Annotated in this window: 22 protein-coding genes; 11 read left to right on the top strand and 11 right to left on the bottom strand. The window is 36.9% G+C overall.

The genetic code is table 11. The annotated features are described in order from the left end of the window. Positions 1–608 precede the first annotated feature (608 nt). Together ABH955_RS22785 and ABH955_RS22780 are read left to right on the top strand one after the other, a co-directional pair. Positions 609–1292 (top strand): MgtC/SapB family protein, encoded by a 684-nt coding sequence (locus ABH955_RS22785; RefSeq protein WP_002034530.1) that lies wholly within the window; start codon positions 609–611, stop codon positions 1290–1292. Between the two features lie 95 nt (positions 1293–1387). Beyond that, positions 1388–2383, top strand: coding sequence for a potassium channel family protein (locus tag ABH955_RS22780; protein ID WP_002167466.1), 996 nt, complete (start codon positions 1388–1390; stop codon positions 2381–2383). On the opposite strand, the gene ABH955_RS22775 is transcribed toward ABH955_RS22780, so the two are convergent. Together ABH955_RS22775 and ABH955_RS22770 are read right to left on the bottom strand one after the other, a co-directional pair. Further along, a complete protein-coding gene (locus ABH955_RS22775) occupies positions 2370–2783 on the bottom strand; it encodes a YugN-like family protein (RefSeq protein WP_002131278.1) in 414 nt (137 codons plus the stop codon). The genes ABH955_RS22780 and ABH955_RS22775 overlap by 14 nt on opposite strands. Positions 2784–2891: 108 nt before the next feature. Next, a complete protein-coding gene (locus tag ABH955_RS22770) occupies positions 2892–4244 on the bottom strand; it encodes a glucose-6-phosphate isomerase (protein ID WP_002015845.1) in 1353 nt (450 codons plus the stop codon). A gap of 282 nt (positions 4245–4526) precedes the next feature. Here ABH955_RS22770 and ABH955_RS22765 point away from each other — a divergent pair, with 282 nt between their 5' ends. Continuing rightward, positions 4527–4760, top strand: a complete 234-nt coding sequence (locus ABH955_RS22765; protein ID WP_002089278.1) for a DUF378 domain-containing protein — start codon at positions 4527–4529, stop codon at positions 4758–4760. Between the two features lie 112 nt (positions 4761–4872). Here the strand turns inward: ABH955_RS22765 and yugI are convergent, their stop codons facing one another. From yugI to ABH955_RS22750, 3 genes are all read right to left on the bottom strand, one after another. Continuing rightward, positions 4873–5217: a S1 domain-containing post-transcriptional regulator GSP13 gene (gene yugI, locus ABH955_RS22760; protein ID WP_002015848.1), complete on the bottom strand. Its 345-nt coding sequence runs from the start codon at positions 5215–5217 to the stop codon at positions 4873–4875. A 252-nt stretch (positions 5218–5469) separates the two neighbouring features. Continuing rightward, on the bottom strand, positions 5470–6660 hold the full coding sequence (locus tag ABH955_RS22755) for an aminotransferase (RefSeq protein WP_404491695.1): 1191 nt from the start codon (positions 6658–6660) through the stop codon (positions 5470–5472). After that, entirely contained in the window at positions 6657–7154 is a 498-nt protein-coding gene (locus tag ABH955_RS22750) for an Lrp/AsnC family transcriptional regulator (protein WP_113938635.1), read from the bottom strand. The genes ABH955_RS22755 and ABH955_RS22750 overlap by 4 nt, the downstream gene beginning before the upstream one ends. Positions 7155–7418: 264 nt before the next feature. Here ABH955_RS22750 and ABH955_RS22745 point away from each other — a divergent pair, with 264 nt between their 5' ends. Together ABH955_RS22745 and ABH955_RS22740 are read left to right on the top strand one after the other, a co-directional pair. Continuing rightward, positions 7419–8411, top strand: a complete 993-nt coding sequence (locus ABH955_RS22745) for a 2-hydroxyacid dehydrogenase (protein WP_404491694.1) — start codon at positions 7419–7421, stop codon at positions 8409–8411. A gap of 110 nt (positions 8412–8521) precedes the next feature. Next, the gene (locus ABH955_RS22740) at positions 8522–9361 is read left to right on the top strand and encodes an alpha/beta fold hydrolase (RefSeq protein WP_113938633.1); all 840 of its coding nucleotides are present in this window, start codon (positions 8522–8524) and stop codon (positions 9359–9361) included. Positions 9362–9539: 178 nt separating this feature from the next. On the opposite strand, the gene ABH955_RS22735 is transcribed toward ABH955_RS22740, so the two are convergent. Continuing rightward, positions 9540–9791: a YugE family protein gene (locus ABH955_RS22735; protein WP_002015854.1), complete on the bottom strand. Its 252-nt coding sequence runs from the start codon at positions 9789–9791 to the stop codon at positions 9540–9542. A 117-nt stretch (positions 9792–9908) separates the two neighbouring features. On the opposite strand from ABH955_RS22735, the gene ABH955_RS22730 reads away from it, so the two are divergent. Next, positions 9909–11060: a MalY/PatB family protein gene (locus ABH955_RS22730; protein WP_404491692.1), complete on the top strand. Its 1152-nt coding sequence runs from the start codon at positions 9909–9911 to the stop codon at positions 11058–11060. Between the two features lie 118 nt (positions 11061–11178). On the opposite strand, the gene ABH955_RS22725 is transcribed toward ABH955_RS22730, so the two are convergent. Beyond that, on the bottom strand, positions 11179–11718 hold the full coding sequence (locus tag ABH955_RS22725) for a superoxide dismutase family protein (RefSeq protein ID WP_404491690.1): 540 nt from the start codon (positions 11716–11718) through the stop codon (positions 11179–11181). A 68-nt stretch (positions 11719–11786) separates the two neighbouring features. Further along, a complete protein-coding gene (locus ABH955_RS22720; RefSeq protein WP_000982764.1) occupies positions 11787–11963 on the bottom strand; it encodes a hypothetical protein in 177 nt (58 codons plus the stop codon). A gap of 171 nt (positions 11964–12134) precedes the next feature. Between ABH955_RS22720 and kapB the strand changes: the two genes are divergently transcribed. Continuing rightward, complete coding sequence (kapB, locus tag ABH955_RS22715) at positions 12135–12518, top strand: kinase-associated lipoprotein KapB (RefSeq protein ID WP_001209324.1); 384 nt, start codon at positions 12135–12137, stop codon at positions 12516–12518. A gap of 40 nt (positions 12519–12558) precedes the next feature. Here the strand turns inward: kapB and kapD are convergent, their stop codons facing one another. Then, complete coding sequence (gene kapD / locus ABH955_RS22710) at positions 12559–13182, bottom strand: 3'-5' exonuclease KapD (RefSeq protein WP_404491689.1); 624 nt, start codon at positions 13180–13182, stop codon at positions 12559–12561. Between the two features lie 290 nt (positions 13183–13472). On the opposite strand from kapD, the gene ABH955_RS22705 reads away from it, so the two are divergent. After that, positions 13473–14798 carry an ArsB/NhaD family transporter gene (locus tag ABH955_RS22705; protein WP_016093479.1) on the top strand — a complete coding sequence of 442 codons (1326 nt, stop codon included), beginning with the start codon at positions 13473–13475 and terminating at the stop codon, positions 14796–14798. Positions 14799–14901: 103 nt separating this feature from the next. Here the strand turns inward: ABH955_RS22705 and ABH955_RS22700 are convergent, their stop codons facing one another. Further along, positions 14902–15369, bottom strand: coding sequence for a hypothetical protein (locus ABH955_RS22700; RefSeq protein ID WP_404454395.1), 468 nt, complete (start codon positions 15367–15369; stop codon positions 14902–14904). Positions 15370–15487: 118 nt separating this feature from the next. Between ABH955_RS22700 and ABH955_RS22695 the strand changes: the two genes are divergently transcribed. Both ABH955_RS22695 and ABH955_RS22690 read left to right on the top strand, forming a co-directional pair. After that, positions 15488–16201, top strand: a complete 714-nt coding sequence (locus tag ABH955_RS22695) for a DNA alkylation repair protein (RefSeq protein WP_404491688.1) — start codon at positions 15488–15490, stop codon at positions 16199–16201. Between the two features lie 345 nt (positions 16202–16546). After that, positions 16547–17923 (top strand): glycine--tRNA ligase, encoded by a 1377-nt coding sequence (locus ABH955_RS22690; protein ID WP_113938358.1) that lies wholly within the window; start codon positions 16547–16549, stop codon positions 17921–17923. Positions 17924–18117: 194 nt separating this feature from the next. Here ABH955_RS22690 and ABH955_RS22685 read toward each other — a convergent pair whose 3' ends face one another. After that, entirely contained in the window at positions 18118–18501 is a 384-nt protein-coding gene (locus tag ABH955_RS22685) for a hotdog fold thioesterase (RefSeq protein ID WP_404441858.1), read from the bottom strand. A 96-nt stretch (positions 18502–18597) separates the two neighbouring features. On the opposite strand from ABH955_RS22685, the gene ABH955_RS22680 reads away from it, so the two are divergent. Then, the gene (locus ABH955_RS22680; RefSeq protein ID WP_002089296.1) at positions 18598–19341 is read left to right on the top strand and encodes a DUF3298 and DUF4163 domain-containing protein; all 744 of its coding nucleotides are present in this window, start codon (positions 18598–18600) and stop codon (positions 19339–19341) included. Positions 19342–19368 lie beyond the last annotated feature (27 nt).

Raw genomic sequence — 19368 nt, 5'->3', positions numbered from 1 at the left:
ATGTATTAGGCACGCCGCCAGCGTTCATCCTGAGCCAGGATCAAACTCTCCAATAAAGTTAGTTTGTCTAGCATCTAAAAATAAAAATTGACGTTCACGTTGTTTGTTTCGTTCAGTTTTCAAAGAACTTATCTGCCGCTTCAGAAGCGACTTCATCATATTAACATCTTCATTTTTCGATGTCAACTATGTTTTTCAATTTCTTTTTTGTCGTTTTCTGCGTTTCTGCATCAGCGACGTTTATTAATATATCATGTGAAAAAATGAAATGCAACACCTTTTGAAAACTTTTTTGAAACCAACTACATTTCTTTTTTAATATCATATACTTAAACGAAACATCTCTTTCATTTCTAAGTAATTCCTACATATATTCTATAGAAAGTCACTCTGTCAAAAAACGTTTCTTTCTATATAAAGTGAAACTTTAATCAGTGGGGGGTGTTCATCCCCCACTGATTATTAGCCTTCACCAATCGGGCATTTACGGGCAGTCGTCTCCCACCTAACTTTCTCGCATTCGGCGAATTTTGAGGCGGGGCTTACTGCCCGCAAATAGTGGGATAAACGTTTTATTCATATACCATATCATACAAGGAGGAATATACATGGACTACACCGACTTATTAATAAAACTAGGTCTCTCGGCTATTTTAGGATTCGCTATCGGTTTAGAGCGCGAATTAAAACGTAAACCACTCGGCTTAAAAACGTGTTTAGTTATTTCTATTATTAGTTGCCTCCTAACTATTGTTTCTATTAAAGCAGCTTACAACTTACCACATACCGATCATATGAATATGGATCCACTTCGACTTGCCGCTCAAATTGTATCAGGAATTGGGTTTTTAGGTGCCGGTGTAATTTTACGCAGAGGAAACGATAGTATTGCGGGGTTAACGACCGCCGCTATGATTTGGGGTGCTTCTGGCATCGGCATTGCCGTTGGAGCTGGTTTCTATATCGAGGCTATTTTCGGAATGTGTTTCCTTATGATTAGTGTAGAACTTATACCATTAGCGATGAAATACGTCGGTCCTAGATCATTTCGCCAACGTGATATCGCAGTGAAACTCGTTGTACGAAATATGGACAATATCCCGACCGTAATTGAAGAAATAAAAGAAATGGATATAAAAGTTAAGAACATGAAGCTCAAAACATTGGAAAATGGTTCGCACTATTTACATTTAAAATTGTCTATCGATCAAAAAAGACATACTGCTGATGTTTATTATGCTCTTCAGCATCTTGAAAGTGTTCAACAAACTGAAGTTGAAAGTATGTATTAATTATGAAATGAACTCTCTTTTTAATTAGAGAGTTTTTCTTTTTTCTATAATGGTAACAATGAATGTAGTCCTGAAAAGTAAGGAGGAATAGGAACTTGAAATCCCGTCCGAATTTAGTAGATACATTTCGTGATTCCATTATTTTTCGTTTAATTTGTTTTATTATTGTACTTACTACCTTCTCCGGCTTTCTTATACATATATTAGAGCCATCTCACTTCACCACATGGTTCGACGGGGTTTGGTGGTCAATCGTTACCATTTTCACCGTTGGATACGGCGATTTCGCCCCCCATACAACGATAGGAAAACTTATTGGTATATGTATTATTTTATTAGGAACGGGATTTTGTTCTTATTATATGGTTCTATTCGCTACCGACATGATTAATAAACAATATATGAGAATTAAGGGTGAAGCAGCTGCTACCTCTAATGGTCATATGATTATCGTTGGCTGGAATGAGCGTGCAAAACATGTTGTAAAACAAATGCACATATTACAACCGAACCTTGATATCGTTTTAATTGATGAAACACTTTCTTTACTTCCAAAGCCATTTCATCATTTAGAATTTATAAAAGGTTGTCCGCATCATGATCAAACTTTATTAAAAGCTAACATTACAACAGCTCACACTATATTAATAACAGCGGATAAAGAGAAGAACGAAAGCTTAGCAGATACACAGTCCATTTTAAATATTTTAACTGCAAAAGGACTTAATCCAAACATTCACTGCATCGCTGAACTTCTTACTTCTGAACAAATCCAAAATGCAACGAGAGCTGGCGTATCAGAAATTATAGAAGGAAATAAATTAACGAGCTATGTATTTACCGCTTCTCTTTTATTCCCTTCCATTTCAGGTGTACTATTCTCACTTTACGATGAAATCTCTGATAACAAATTACAACTGATGGAGATTCCCCCGTCCTGCACCGGACAATCCTTTGCAAATTGTAGCTATACTCTTTTAAAGCAAAACATTCTCTTACTAGGTGTAAAGCGCGACGAACAATATATGATCAATCCAGTTCATTCTTTCATTCTCATCGAAAGCGACATACTCATCGTTATTCACCATTAAAAAAATGATTTTCTAGTTCTTGTACCAATACTTTACCAATATTGACATACTTTCTTTTCACATCTCCATCTGGATCTTGCGGCTCCGCAAATTGATCCAATCCACTCGTTCCAGCTGTTAAAGCATTAACATTATCATCTAGTTCGTCTTGATATACGTGCGAAAGAATATACGGTGTTTCAAGACGGACTATTACACCAGGCACATCTAGTTCCCCATCCACCGCTGTAAATGGTACGCGTAAAAATTGATACCCTTCTTCTTCGTCGATTTTATAATCAAAGCATCCTTTATCATAATCCCAATTACCGCCAATACTATATCCAAGTGGTTTCATAACCTCTTCTAACTTATATAACGCATATGTACATCCTTCTAATTTTGATTGAATCGGAATCAAGCCCATCCCTCCTAGACTTTTCCTTTAGCATACCCATTCTAGTTTGAATATACCGATGTACCTTTCAATAAAATAATAAAAAGCGACCGGAGACCCGATCGCTTTTCATTATTTTAAACGCTCTTCTAATTCTGCTTTTAATTCTTCAAATCCTGGTTTACCAAGTAAAGCAAACATGTTTTTCTTGTATGCTTCTACTCCTGGTTGGTCAAATGGATTTACGCCTAATAGGTAGCCGCTCATCGCACATGCTTTTTCGAAGAAGTATACAAGGTAACCGAATGTGTACTCATTTAATTCAGGGATGTTTACGATTAAGTTTGGTACTCCGCCATCGCTATGTGCAAGTAATGTACCTTCGTATGCTTTTGTGTTTACGAAGTCTATCGTTTCACCAGCAAGGTAGTTTAATCCATCTAAATCGTTGTCGTCTAATTCGATTTTTAGTTCGTGTGTAGATTTACCTACTTTAAGAACTGTTTCGAATAGGTCACGACGACCTTCTTGAATGTATTGACCTAATGAGTGTAAGTCAGTTGAGAAGTTTGCTGAAGATGGGAAAATACCTTTTTGATCTTTTCCTTCACTTTCACCAAATAACTGTTTCCACCACTCAGAGAAGTAGTGAAGTGCTGGCTCATAGTTAACAAGCATTTCAATTGTTTTCCCTTTATTATATAGAGCATTACGAACTACTGCGTATTGGTAAGCTGGGTTTTCTTCAAGTTCTGATTTCGCGAAATCATTATGGCCAGCAGCTGCACCTTTCATCATCTCTTCAATGTTTAGGCCACTTACAGCGATTGGCAATAAACCTACTGGTGTTAATACAGAGAAACGACCGCCAACATCATCTGGAATAACGAACGTTTCGTAGCCTTCATTATCAGATAATGTTTTTAAAGCACCGCGCGCTTTATCTGTAGTCGCATAAATACGTTTGCGTGCTTCTTCTTTTCCATACTTTTCTTCTAATAATTTACGGAAAATACGGAATGCGATTGCAGGCTCTGTTGTTGTACCTGATTTGGAAATAACGTTAATAGAAAAGTCTTTACCTTCTAGTACGTCCATTAAATCTTTCATGTAAGTGGAGCTAATGTTTTGTCCAACAAATAGCACTTGTGGAGTTTTACGTTGTTCTTTAGAAAGCGTGTTATAGAAAGAATGGTTTAACATTTCAATTGCTGCGCGTGCTCCTAGGTAAGAACCACCAATACCTACAACAAGTAAAATATCAGAGTCATTTTTAATTTTTTCTGCGCATTTTTGAATGCGAGCGAATTCTTCTTTATCATATTGAAGCGGAAGCTCTACCCACCCAAGGAAATCGTTCCCAGCTCCAGTTTTTTCGTGGATTGCATGATGTGTTACTTTTACTGCATCACGTAAATAAGTTAGTTCATTTTCACCGATGAAGGATAACGCTTTAGAATAGTCGAACGTTACATGTGTACTCATCTTTTTCCCTCCAATTATGTATATGTATTTCTGTATTCACTTTAGCGAAACTAAAGTTGTAAATCAAGCGATTCAGCAATTGTAAACGTAACCATTATTTATTTTTTAGAAAAAGTTCATTTTTTGCATAAAATTCGGATTTTTCGGTATAGATGTATATACATCGTTTTTCGTACATTTTTCATGTATAAAAACAACAAAACTATACCATTCTATAAAGGAGTTAAATTTTCTTATTAACTCCTTGCTTGCTCACGCTTCACATTAAGGGGGGGACTTTTCATGAGTACCTTGCAACGTATCGCATTAGTCTTCACTGTAATCGGCGCTGTTAACTGGGGACTGATCGGGTTCTTCCAGTTTGACTTAGTAGCGGCTATTTTCGGGGGACAGAAATCAGCTCTTGCACGTATTATTTACGGCATCGTTGGTATTTCTGGGCTTATCAATCTCGGCTTACTATTTAAACCATCCGAGAATCTTGGTACTCACCCAGAAACACATGAAATTCAATAGTCAGTATGTCTTTTTCGCCTCCGACATACGAATATGATTGCATGCAATCATATTTGCAAATATATATATCATAAGTCACAGTAAAAGAGGAACGCTCATATGCGTTCCTCTTTTACTTTATTACCTCCGACTCTTCAATCCATTCCGCTAGCTTTTCTCGCAGTGTATTAAATCCGTTCTCTGATGGATTCGGTATAAGAATTCGTCCTTGCTTTCTTTTCGCCGCTTTTAACGATAAACTCATTTTTCTGTGTTCTTCATCAATTGAAAGTACTTTTACTTCTACTGTATCTCCGACCTTTAAAAAGTCATGAATGTCTTTTACATACCCATTTGTGATTTCAGATATATGCACAAGTCCTTGTGTTTCTGCATCCAAAGCTACAAATGCACCGTAATCTTGAATTCCAGTTACTTTCCCTGTTACAACCACTCCCGTTGTATATTGTTCTGACATGTGAAACACTCCCATACGTTTACCATTTTCTCTACAATTGTAAATAGCAAAGCAGATGTATTTATTGTTAAATATCCGATTAGTGGTAAGTATCCTAAGTAAAACACCGAGGATACTCCCACCTTATATTAGTAAATTATACCACTTTGATAGAACTCATTCAAAATTCACGAAAAAATTTCCTGTAATACGTATAATTCTCCAATATTAGGATAGAATACTAACACATGGCTTTCTAGTATTCCCCCCCTTTTATGGACAAAACGTATTGTGTTTTGTCCTTTTTTTATTCTCTATGAACCGTTCCATTCTCTTCATTGCTTCCATAAGTTGCTCAAGCGATGTTGCATATGAACAACGAATAAATCCTTCACCACTCCCGCCAAACACATTTCCAGGAACAACAGCCACTTTTTCTTCTAATAATAATTGTTCTGCAAATTCTGCTGAAGATAGTCCGGTTGAAGCTATAGAAGGGAAGACATAAAATGCCCCGCCTGGCACATGACATGTTAAGCCCATTTCATTGAAAGATGTCGTCATAAAGTTACGACGCTTTTTATAGCTATCTCTCATTCGAATTACTTCATCATTTCCTCCGCGTAATGCTTCAAGCGCTGCAAATTGAGACATCGTTGGTGCACACATCATTGAATACTGGTGGATTTTGAGCATTAATTCTGAAAATTGAACAGGGGCTGCAATCATCCCAAGACGCCATCCCGTCATGGCAAACCCTTTTGAAAACCCTGAAATTAAAATCGTATGGTCACGCATATTTTTAATACTCGCGAAACTCGTATATGCTTCGTCGTATACGAGCTCTGCATAAATTTCATCCGATAACACGATTAAATTATACTTCTCAACAATAACAGCTAGCTTTTCTAATTCGGATTTATTTAACATTGCGCCTGTTGGGTTATTGGGAGAACAAAGTAATATTGCCTTTGTTTTCGTTGTAATAGCTGCTTCAATTTGATCTGGCTGTACTTTAAATTCAGCTTCTAATGAAGTCGCCACTGGAACTGGGACCCCGCCCGCTAACGTAACAAGCGGTGCATACGAAACGAAACTTGGTTCAATAATAAGTATTTCATCATCAGGGTTTACAATAGCACGCATCGCTACATCTAGCGCTTGACTCGCTCCAACTGTAACAATGATTTCATCATTCGGATCATAAGATACTGCAAATTGTTTTTTTAGATACTTTGCTATTTCTTGACGGAGCTCCAATAATCCTGCATTTGCTGTATATGACGTATATCCTTGTTCTAAAGAACGAATACATGCTTGCCTTACATTCCAAGGTGTAACAAAGTCAGGCTCTCCTACTCCAAGAGAAATAACACCTTTCATATTTGCTGCTAAATCGAAAAACTTTCGAATACCAGATGGTTGTAAAGATTCTGCCGTTCTAGATAGGTCAAATTGCTTCATGGTGTCACCACAATGCGCTTATCATCATCGTTTTTTTCGTAAATAATTCCCTCATGTTTATACTTCTTCAAAATGAAATGCGTTGTTGTAGAAACGACAGATTCAATTGTTGCTAATTTCTCAGAAACAAACATCGCTACTTCTCCCATCGTCTTTCCTTCTAATGTAATAGAAAGATCGTATGTCCCTGACATTAAATACGCAGATTTTACTTCTGAATAACGATAAATTTGTTCAGCTACTGCATCAAAACCGACACCACGCTTCGGTGTAACTTTCACATCAATCATCGCCGTTAAACCAGTATGTTCTTTCACTTTTGTCCAATCGATATGTGTTACATAGTCCACGATAATCTTTTCACTTTCTAATTTCGTAACCATTTTTTTCGCTTCTTCTACTTCTATATTTAACAACTTCGCTAATGTATCTACAGATAAACGACTATTCTTTTCAAGACAAGCTAATAATTCCAATTCTTTCTCTGTCACCATATAAATCATCCTTCCTTTTCTGTTGTGTCTAAATTATACAAATACCCTTTCCAGTTTGAAAAGAAGATTTTTTTAGTGAATTATGTCAAAATAAAGTGAAACTTTAATCAGCGGAAAGACTCACCCGCTGATTATTAGCCCACACCAATCGGGCTTTTACGGACAGTTGCTTTCCCACCTAACCTCTTTGCTTAAGCTGCTTTTGAGCTGGGAGGCTTACTGTCCGTTAAAGCGGGGTAAAGTGAAACTTTAATCAGCGGAAAAATGCGTGATAAAGCGAAAGGGGATGGAACCGTGAAACCAAAAGTATATATTGCCGAACCAGTTCCAACATTTGTAGAAAACTATTTATCAGAACACTGTGATTTCGAAAAATGGGATCAAGATGAGAAGGTACCTCGTGATGTTCTATTAGAGAAAATACAAGATAAAGATGGTTTATTAAATTTTGGATCTGCTATTAATGAAGAATTATTAGAAGCGGCTCCTAACTTAAAAGTAGTAAGCAACATTTCTGTCGGTTACGATAATTTTGATTTACAAGCGATGGAAAAGCGAAATGTCATCGGAACGAATACACCATACGTACTAGATGATACAGTAGCCGATCTTGTTTTCGCTCTTATGTTATCTGCCGGTCGCCGTGTTTGCGAACTCAATTCCTATGTGAAAAATGGTGAATGGAACGCTGAAATTGGAAAAGAACACTTCGGACTAGATGTACATCATAGTACGATTGGTATTATCGGAATGGGACGAATTGGAGAAGCTGTCGCAAAACGAGCGAAATTCGGCTTTGATATGAATGTCCTTTACTATAACCGTCGCCGTAAAGAAGAAGCTGAGCAAAAATTTGATGCTACATATTGTGATTTACAAACTTTAATCAAACAATCTGATTTTATTATTCTTCTTACTCCATTAACAGATGAAACGTATCATCTTATCGGTGAAAAGGAATTTTCACTAATGAAAGAAACAGCAATTTTCATTAATGCTTCTCGCGGGAAAACAGTAGATGAAACTGCATTAATTCATGCGTTAACAGAAAAGAAAATATTTGCAGCCGGCATCGACACATTTACACAAGAGCCGATTCAAAAAGAGAATCCGCTCTTATCATTACAAAACGTTGTAACTTTACCGCACATCGGATCTGCAACATTAAAAACTCGGCAGCAAATGGCAATGACAGCTGCTGAAAATTTAGTAGCAGGATTACAAGGAAAAACACCACCTAATATTGTGCGTGGGTAATTATAAATACGCGAAAGGCAAGATGACGATGTCATCTTGCCTTTTTTTGTTAACATATTTTGTTTCTTGCGGGGAGATGATATGAACAAAAATCAATGGAGTGACAAAAAATGAACCATGAATGCAAATGCCCTTACTTCACTTTTTCCACTCGCGGGACTACTATTCATTACGAATTGTATGAACATAATACTAAAAAAGAACGACCTACTTTCGTACTCGTTCACGGCTTCCTCTCTTCCTCATTTAGCTATCGACGACTCATTCCTTTACTAACAAAGGAAGGTACAGTAATTGCCCTTGATTTACCACCATTCGGAAAAAGTGATAAATCTCATCTCTTTAAATATTCTTATCACAATTTAGCGGCTATTATTATCGATTTAATCGAACATTTATCTCTCGCGAATATTGTATTAGTTGGCCATTCTATGGGCGGACAAATTTCACTCTTTGTAAACCGTTTACGCCCTGAATTAATTTCAAAGACGATTTTACTATGTAGCTCTAGTTATTTAGCACGCGCAAACTTACCTTTACTGTACTCCTCTTATTTACCGTTCTTCCACTTATACGTGAAGAACTGGATTATTCGAAGGGGCATCGTCCATAACTTAATGAATGTCGTTCATGACCATTCATTAATTGACAATGAAATGATGGAAGGCTACGCTGCTCCTTTTTATGATGATCGTATATTCCCTGCTTTAACTCGAATGATAAGAGACCGTGAAGGTGACTTATCTTCAACTGAATTACAAAAAATCGAAACCCCAGTATTACTCATTTGGGGTGAAAAAGATCGCGTCGTCCCTGTACATGTAGGACACCGTCTCCATAAGGACCTACCTAATTCAACTTTCATTTCTTACGAAAATACAGGGCACTTACTACCTGAAGAAAAGCCCGATCATGTTTATGAAGAAATTATTACGTTTGCGGCGCAATAAAGTGAGGATTTAATCCGTGGGGGTTTTTACGGGCAGTTTGATTTCTCGCCTATCTTCTTTGCTTCAACTGAATTTTGAGGCTGGAGTCTTACTGCCCGCAAATAGCGGGATAAAGTGAAGCTTTAATCCATCCGCACAAATGAAAATAAACAAAAAGGCTGTCGTAAATTCCGACAGCCTATAATGAACAACTTCCGCCTTCTTTTAGTACGAGTAACTCTACTGCTAATTTTTCGCATTTTTCAAGTGCAGGTACTTCTTCAAAAGACATAAAGTATATATGTTGAATCTTCTTTGCGATGTATTTCGGATCATCAAACACACTTACGACGTTTACAACATCGCTCGCTTCTGTTTCATAAAACTCCGGTCCCATTTGAAACGGATCCCAATTTTTCACAACCTCAATCATTTTGTCATATGCACCCATCTGCTTCCCGCCTTTTCACTTTTTAATGCTTTTCTTTATCGTATCACATCAGCTATTCTATAAGAAGAGTGAGAATTTTCATAACTTAACAGTTTGACAGAAGAAAGGAGCGAACATATGCAACTATTTCATAAAACGGTAAATCGTCGCGGAACGCATAGTACAAAATGGGATACATATAAAAATGAAGAGCTCATCCACGCTTGGATTGCCGATATGGATTTTGAAGTACCAAAACCAATTCAAACTGCATTACAAAAACGCACAGAACATCCTATTTTCGGCTATACACTTCCTCCTGAAAATATTGGGGATATCATTTGTAATTGGACGAAAAGCCAATACAATTGGAAAATACAAAAAGAATGGATTGTATTTAGCGCAGGTATCGTTCCAGCTCTTAGTACGAGCATACAAGCTATAACGAAAGAAGGAGAAGCCGTACTCGTACAACCTCCTATTTATCCACCATTTTTTGAAATGGTCAAAACAAATAATAGACAATTATGTGAGAGTCCCTTGTTTAAACAAAATGGCATATATAAGATAGACTTCGAGCATCTAGAAACTCAATTTAAACAAGGTGTAAAACTAATGCTTCTTTGCAGCCCTCACAATCCTATCGGGCGCGTTTGGACGAAAGAGGAGCTAACAAAACTCGGTACGTTATGTACGCAATATAATGTAACCGTTGTCGCGGATGAAATTCACGCCGATATTATTTATAGAGGCCATACTCATACACCGTTTGCTTCTTTATCTGAAGAATTAGCAGCACGCACTATTACTTGTATGGCTCCGAGCAAAACATTTAATATCGCTGGATTACAAGCATCAACCATTATTATTCCGAATGAAAATCTCCGTAATGCCTTTATGTCTATCCAACATAGACAAGGATTCCACGGATTAAATACATTTGCTTATACAGCAATGCAAAGTGCCTATACAGAATGTAATGATTGGCTAAATGAAATTCGATTGTACGTTGAAGATAACGCTCAATTTGCTTGTGAGTATATTCAAAATCACATACCATCTCTTTCTATAATTAAACCAGAAGGCAGTTTTTTACTGTGGATTGATTGTTCCCACTTGGACCTTTCTCAAAATAAACGAACAGCCTTGCTTGAAGAGAAAGGTAAAATCATCGTTGATCCTGGTGAGAAATACGGAACAGGTGGAGAAGCCCATATAAGAATTAACATTGGCTGTCCTAGATCTGTTTTAGAAGAAATTTTAAACAGACTACACCATACATTCTCATAACAAAAAAGGGGGCTATCCCAAAATGATTTTGGGATAGCCTCCTTTTTTTCGATAAATCGATATAATTCCACTTACTATCATGCGGTTTTACAACAAAATCTACCATTCAAGGTAGCTTCTATTTTTTCTTCATATCCGACACTTTTTTTACGATAACACCGCAAGCAATTCGGCCACCAGATTTACCCGTTGGTTGCGTCATACCATCATCAGCGTTTTCTGTAATAATAATAGACGCTCCATCTTTTCTATGAATCGTCGTTTTTCCTTCTTCAAACGTTATATGCGGAGCATCGATTTCTGCTTTAATCTTTCCCGAACCGTCTGCAACTACGTTCGGTAAATCACCATTTTCTGCACCTTTCGGATTCAAGAGCCCATGTTTTTTATTATCCGGATTAAAATGATTCCCAGATGATTCGAAACGTGGCGCTTTACATTCTCCGATTTCATGCACATGTATCCCGTGTGGTCCTGGTGTAAAGCCTTCCGCTTTAATCGTAATTTTCACTCCACTTGTTTGCTGAACTACTTTTGCAGTCCCAACTTCATCACCTGAAGCATTATGTAATTTCACATCAATTTCTTTCGGCTTCCCTTGGTCACAACCCGCCATTAGAAATAATAAACAACAACTGAAAAAAAGCCGTCTTTTCATTCAATTCCCTCCAAAATGCTTTCTGCCCTTAGATTGTCCGAGCATAGAGGGAAACATACAAAAATGAATTACCGTTTCTTTTCAGCTAAAAGCTTTTCTTCTACTTTCTGTAATCGCTCTGCTTCTCGTTTTGATACACGAATAAACATACGCCACGTAGCAACCGCACCGATGATAAATAGAACGCAAACAATACCTGGAATAATATACTCCGTTTTATCTTCAGGAAAATATAAAGGCATCATATAGAACACTCCTTATCGGGGAATTTATGACAAGAATAAACATCAGAATTTTCTGTTTTATCATCTTAAATTATAATTGAAGCCTGTCATATTCTCAAGGACATTCAAAAATCAACTAATTTCTTTGACTCCTTCTTATACTTTCCTTACTATAAACTTGAGGTGAAAAATATGAGAGAAACATTTGAAATTGGTGAAATCGTTACTGGTATTTATAAAACTGGAAAATACATCGGCGAAATTACAAATAGCCGTCCTGGCAGTTACGTCGTAAAAGTACTAGCTGTTTTAAAACATCCAGTGCAAGGTGATTTACATAATGTAAAACAAGCTGACGTACCATTCTTCCATGAAAGACGTGCTTTAGCTTTTCGTGAACAGACGAACATTCCAGAGCAAATGGTGAAGAAATATGAAGGAGAAATTCCGGATTATACAGAGTCACTAAAATTAGCATTAGAAACTCAAATGAATTCATTTTCTGAAGATGATTCACCTTTTGCGGGGCGTAGTCTAGAAACACTTCAGCAATTGAAGCAAGATTACAAACTTTAAAAAACAAAACGACCAAATTACATATTTTGCAATTTGGTCGTTACTGTGTACTCACTTTCTTTAACACTTTCGAAAAATCAACAAGTTCCCCTAATGTCGGAGGTGCTGGTTTGACTAAATACTCTTTATCTTTTTCTACTAACTTAAAAATATTATATGTCGTCATCGCATCATCAAGCGCACAATGATGCTTTCCTGTTCCTGCTTTTCCATACGCCTCAATTGCCTTCCACAGCCCTGTTTGATTTCTCTCTCCAAAAAACTTCTTATACTCAAGCGATAAATCACGACACTGTCCAAAGAATGGAAATTCTACTCCCGCCATTTCACAGTTATGCTTTAAGACTTTCATATCCATATTTCCCCACGTTACAATTGTCGGTCTACCACTCTTTTCATATTCTGCAAGTTTCTCAACAAGTTCATGAAAAGAAATTCCTTTGTCCACTACTTCCTGTTTAATTCCTAAAAATTTTTTACATCGATCCGTTAAAGACGGAAATGTTTTCGGTCTAATATGCGATGAATACGTATTTTCCACCTTACAACCAACAACTGAAACGAGTCCGACCTCAATAATTTCTGGGAAAAAACCTTTTGGCTTTTTTCTATGCTGGGGCATCGTAAACTCAAAGTCTAAAAACAAAAATCGTTGTTCATCCATACGATCCCTTCCTTATCATATTTGTCATTCCTTTCTATTTGACACTCCTACACGAACAAGCTCGAATGCTGATTCGATTTTAAATATTCAGATTGGATGTATCTTATATATATGTCAGATGCCCACAAATATTTTTAAAAATAAGAAAAAATGACCAATGCAGAAAATATGACAAAATAAACCCTTTCATTTACATCCGCCATTTTTCTACTTTATAATGACGTTATGTGTGTTTCATCTAGTTAATTTTTTGACACACTAAGAAAAGTGAATGAAAGGAGATGAGAGTTTTGCACGAAACAACGCAAGAACTCGCAAACTGGCAGTATTATTTCGCTATCGCAGTCTTTTTAATTACATATGCCATTATTATTTCTGAAAAAATTAACCGTGCTGTCATCGCACTTCTTGGTGCAGCATTCATGGTAATTGCAGGGGTCGTTGACTTACACAATGCCTTTACGAAACATATTGAATGGGGAACAATTACATTACTCATCGGTATGATGATACTCGTAAACATTACAAGTAAGTCAGGTGTCTTCCAATACGTTGCCATTAAAGCCGCAAAAGGAGCACAAGGAAATCCAATTAAAATTTTAATTTCACTTTCCTTACTTACCGCGCTTGGCTCCGCATTTTTAGATAACGTTACAACAGTACTTCTTGTTGTTCCAGTTACTTTATCTATTACGCGCATCTTGCAAGTAAATCCTGTCCCATATTTACTTTCTGAAATTATTTTTTCAAATATCGGAGGAACAGCAACATTAATTGGTGATCCGCCAAATATTATGATTGGTTCTGCAAATAAGCATTTAGATTTCAATGCTTTCTTATTCAACTTAGCACCTATCGTAATCATCATTATTGCTGTTACAGCAACAATTCTTTACTTCATGTACCGTAAGCAATTAATTGCTGATCCTGTACAAATTAAAAAGTTAATGAGCTTAGATGAAAAACAATACATTAAAGACCCAGTATTAATGAAGAAATCTTTAACAGTACTTGGCCTTACTATTGTAGGCTTCATGACTCATTCCATTTTCCATATTGATGCAGCTATCATCGCCTTAACTGGCGCTACTGTACTTATGCTAATCGGTGTGAAAGAACATGAAATTGAAGAGGTATTCGCAAGTGTAGAGTGGGTAACAATCTTCTTCTTCGCGGGACTATTCGTACTCGTTGGAGGACTTATCGATATCGGGCTTATCAAAATGTTAGCTCAAAAAGTAATTGGAATAACAGGCGGAGATATTTCTCAGGCATCTATCCTTATTCTATGGGTATCTGGTATCGCCTCTGCAACAATCGATAACATTCCATTCGTTGCAACAATGATTCCACTTATTAACGATATGGCAGTTGGGCTAGGTTTATCACCTTCTGACGCACAAATCGACGTACTATGGTGGGCATTAGCATTAGGTGCTTGCTTAGGTGGAAACGGAACATTAATCGGGGCTTCTGCTAACGTAATCGTAGCCGGAATCGCAAGTCGTGAAGGACATAAATTCAGCTACATGGAATTCCTTAAAGTCGGCTTCCCAATTATGATCGTTTCATTAATCATTTCTCACATTTACATTTACTTACGCTATCTTATGTAGTAGAAAAAAGCGCCCTGCTCAGCAGGGCGCTTTCGTTCTTTTTTCAGCATATCCGAATTATTATAGAATCAAATATATCGACCGCAGGGCAACTTTGATACGCCTACTCGTTATACCTCACCGGCTCATTCCGAATAATGAACAAATGAATCGGCAAGAAAACCGAAAACGTGATTGTATGAATGATCGTAAATAGTATGGAATTCGTTCCGTATCTATCCAAAATAGCATAGATAAGATAAATAGACAGTACAAGTGATACAGCTGTTGCTAATATATATAGAATTGGTACGAAATTAAAGATGAAGCATCCAACATATATGCCAAATACTTTCCACCCTGCTTCTTCTTTCAAGAAATCTGGTAATTTATCTTTCGCTAAATCACCCCATATCTTACTATTTATAAACGGAATAAAAGCAAGAACACCATCAGTTGCACCATCATTTTTCGCCATCGTATAAAGTGCAACAGCCGTTAACACATACGAAATAATTGCCCAAATTATTATAACAAGAATAAACGCAAAACTAAGAGCAAAGAAACCTGCTAGTACGCCTTGATCTTCCATCTTATCCTCTCCTCTCTATTCTCAACATATTGCATTACAGTGCAAGTTATGTTTTAAAATTTAACCAAACTCTTTGTATAATAAGAAGAGAAAGATAATGAGAGAGGAGCACATACCTATGCATCCATTTGTAAAGGCATTACAAGAGCATTTTACAGCAAATCAAAACCCAGCAAAAGCAGAACCGATGGCACGTTATATGAAAAATCACTTCCCGTTTCTCGGTATTCAAACACCTGAAAGACGACAATTATTGAAAGACGTTATTCAAATACATACTCTCCCAGATAAAAAAGACTTCCAAATTATCGTACGTGAGCTTTGGGATTTACCAGAACGTGAATTTCAGGCAGCTGCACTTGATATTATGCAAAAATATAAAAAGCATATAAACGAAACTCATATCCCATTTTTAGAAGAACTTATTGTCACAAAATCTTGGTGGGATTCTGTTGATAGCATCGTCCCTACATTTTTAGGTGCTATCTTTTTAAAACATCCAGAATTAATTTCTGTATATATTCCAAAATGGATTGCATCAGAAAACATATGGTTACAACGTGCCGCTATTTTATTCCAGCTGAAATATAAACAAAAAATGGATGAAGAACTCCTTTTCTGGATTATCGGTCAACTACATTCCTCAAAAGAATTTTTCATTCAAAAAGCAATTGGCTGGGTCCTTCGCGAATATGCAAAAACAAAACCAGATGTAGTATGGGAATACGTTCAAAACAACGAACTCGCTCCATTAAGTAAACGCGAAGCAATTAAGCACATTAAGCAAAATCACGGAATAAATAACGAAAAAATAGGCGAGACTCTATCCTAGATGGGCACGTTCCTCTATTGAGATTTAAAAAAGAACGTGTTAAAATATGTTCATTATTATTAATATAAGTAGCGATGACGGACTTATAAGTACTTGCATAAAAAGCGATTCAGGGATAGTGAAAGCCTGAAGCTGCGAGGAAACGGCAGTCTCGAGCAATACGTGATAAAGTGGATGCACATTTTGTGTATCAACTAGGGTGGAACCGCGGGCAAACGCTCGTCCCTAGGCGATTAAGCCTTGGGACGAGCGTTTTTTTATGTTTTTTAAAGCATATATTGCTCGTTTCCAAAGTACCCATCACGTCATCGCAAATACGTTAACTTTCAAAAGGAGGATTTTATTATGTATTCAATGGAACAAGTTGTAAACTTAGCGAAACATCGCGGTTTCGTTTTCCCTGGTTCTGAAATTTACGGTGGTCTTGCAAACACATGGGATTACGGTCCACTTGGAATCGAATTAAAAAATAACGTCAAAAAAGCTTGGTGGAAAAAATTCATTCAAGAATCTCCACACAACGTTGGTTTAGATGCTGCTATTTTAATGAACCCAAAAACTTGGATCGCTTCTGGTCACGTTGGTAACTTTAATGATCCAATGATCGACTGTAAAAAATGTAAAGCTCGTCACCGTGCTGACAAATTAATTGAAGATGCATTAGACGCAAAAGGTATCGAAATGGTCGTTGACGGTCTTACTTTCGACCAAATGGCTGACTTAATGAAAGAACATGAAGTAAAATGCCCAGATTGCGGTAGCCAAGAATTCACGGAAATCCGTCAGTTCAACTTAATGTTCAAAACATTCCAAGGTGTTACAGAGTCTAGCACAAACGAAATCTTCCTTCGTCCTGAAACTGCACAAGGTATTTTCGTAAACTTTAAAAACGTACAACGCTCTATGCGTAAGAAACTTCCATTTGGTATCGGCCAAATCGGTAAAAGTTTCCGTAACGAAATCACACCTGGTAACTTCACATTCCGTACACGTGAATTCGAACAAATGGAACTTGAATTCTTCTGTAAGCCTGGTGAAGATTTAGAGTGGTTCGCATTCTGGCGTGAAACTTGTAAAAACTGGTTACTTTCACTTGGTATGACTGAAGAAAGCATGCGTCTTCGTGACCACGGTGAAGACGAATTATCTCACTATAGTAACGCGACAACTGATATTGAATTCAGATTCCCATTCGGTTGGGGCGAACTATGGGGCGTTGCATCTCGTACAGATTTCGATTTAAAACGTCATATGGAACACTCTAACGAAGACTTTAACTATATCGATCCACAAACGAATGAGCGTTACGTACCTTACTGCATCGAGCCATCTCTAGGTGCAGACCGTGTAACATTAGCATTCTTATGTGATGCATATGAAGAAGAGCAATTAGAAAACGATTCTCGTACAGTTCTTCGTTTCCACCCTGCTTTAGCACCATATAAAGCAGCTATCTTACCATTATCTAAAAAGCTATCTGAAGGTGCTACTGAAGTATTCGCAGAACTAGCTCAAGACTTCATGGTAGACTTTGATGAAACTGGTTCTATCGGTAAACGTTACCGTCGTCAAGACGAAATCGGTACTCCATTCTGTATCACATACGACTTCGACTCTGTTGAAGACAAAGCTGTTACAGTACGTGACCGTGACACAATGGAACAAGTTCGTATGCCAATTAGCGAACTAAAAGGTTTCTTAGAGAAGAAAATCCAGTTCTAATTATAAAGTGAAACTTTAATCAGTGGGGGTTTTGTTCATCCCCCCACTGATTATTAGCCTTCACCAATCGGGCTTTTACGGGCAGTTGATCTCCCACCTAACTTCTTTGCTCCACCTGAATTTTGAGGTGGGCGTTTTACTGCCCACAAATAGCGGGATAAAAAAAGAGGCAGCTCATCAGAGCTGCCTCTTTTCTATTTTTCACGTTTTTCTTTAATTGCTACTGTACATCTTGATATGCATAGTAAATCATCATTTTCATCAATGATGCGAATATCCCAAACCATTGTCGATTGTCCTCTATGTATCGGTGTTCCAATTGCTGTTACAATTCCATCTTTCTTTGAGCGAATATGATTTGCATTAATTTCTAATCCGAAACAAATACATTTTTCTTGATCAATTAAATTGTATGAACCAACACTTGCCACAGTTTCTGCTAATGCAACAGATGCACCGCCATGTAAAAATCCAAACGGCTGATGCGTACGTTCATCAACAGGCATTGTAGCAACTACTTTATCCTCTGTCATTTCTAACAACTCAATTCCAAGCGAATCCATTAAAGTTTTTGACATATCGTTTTCAACCTCTCTCCCTTTAGATCAAATGTATAATTTTACCTGTTTAATTTCAAACTACCTATAACACTTATATAAGGAGGTTTCACCTAAATGAAACAGAAATTTTGTATACTATTGCTTATGTTCTCCTTGCTGACTATTGTACCAAATTGTGCAATAGCAGCCAAAGCATCCAACCTGACAATCAATGTTAAGACTGTAACGCAAAAAGGTAAGAAACCTTATATAGAATATCAAATTAATAGGCCTTCCTTTCACAACTTTTCTGATTCGAAATTTCAAAATAAGCTGAATTCCTATTACAAAAACTCTACTACTAAATTTAAAAGTAAATTAGAAAAAGAAGCGAAGAAATATTATGAAGAAACAGAAGGATCTAGCACACCTTTTCATCCATACGTTGCAAATGTTGACTATAAAGTAGCTTTAAACAAACCACCTTTCCTAAGTCTATATGTGAATTACTATCAATATACAGGCGGAGCGCACGGACTGTATACGTGGAAGGCAAATACATTTGATTTAAACGAAAAAAAATTATTACACTTAGACGATTTATTTCAACAAGAGGATAAATATAAAGAAATAATTCGCACAGAGATTGTAAGACAAATTAAACAAAATGAAAGCATTTATTTTCCTGATGCAGTCGAAAAAGTAACGAGCACTAAAAAGTTTCACTACTTTTTAGAACCCGATAATCTTGTGATTTATTTCCCTTTATATGAAATTGCTCCTTATTCAAGCGGAATTCCGCAGTTTCGTATTCCATACACATTGCTTAGAGACTATTTAAAGCCTTCTTATCAAAATATTTTGATTGACAACAAGTAAATATTTTCGCTACGATAATGTTAACCT

The organism is Bacillus sp. RC240 (assembly GCF_044907945.1).
Classification (GTDB): domain Bacteria; phylum Bacillota; class Bacilli; order Bacillales; family Bacillaceae_G; genus Bacillus_A; species Bacillus_A mycoides.
The sequence above is the reverse complement of the archived record's forward strand: the minus strand, read 5'-3'. Positions and strand labels throughout refer to the sequence as shown.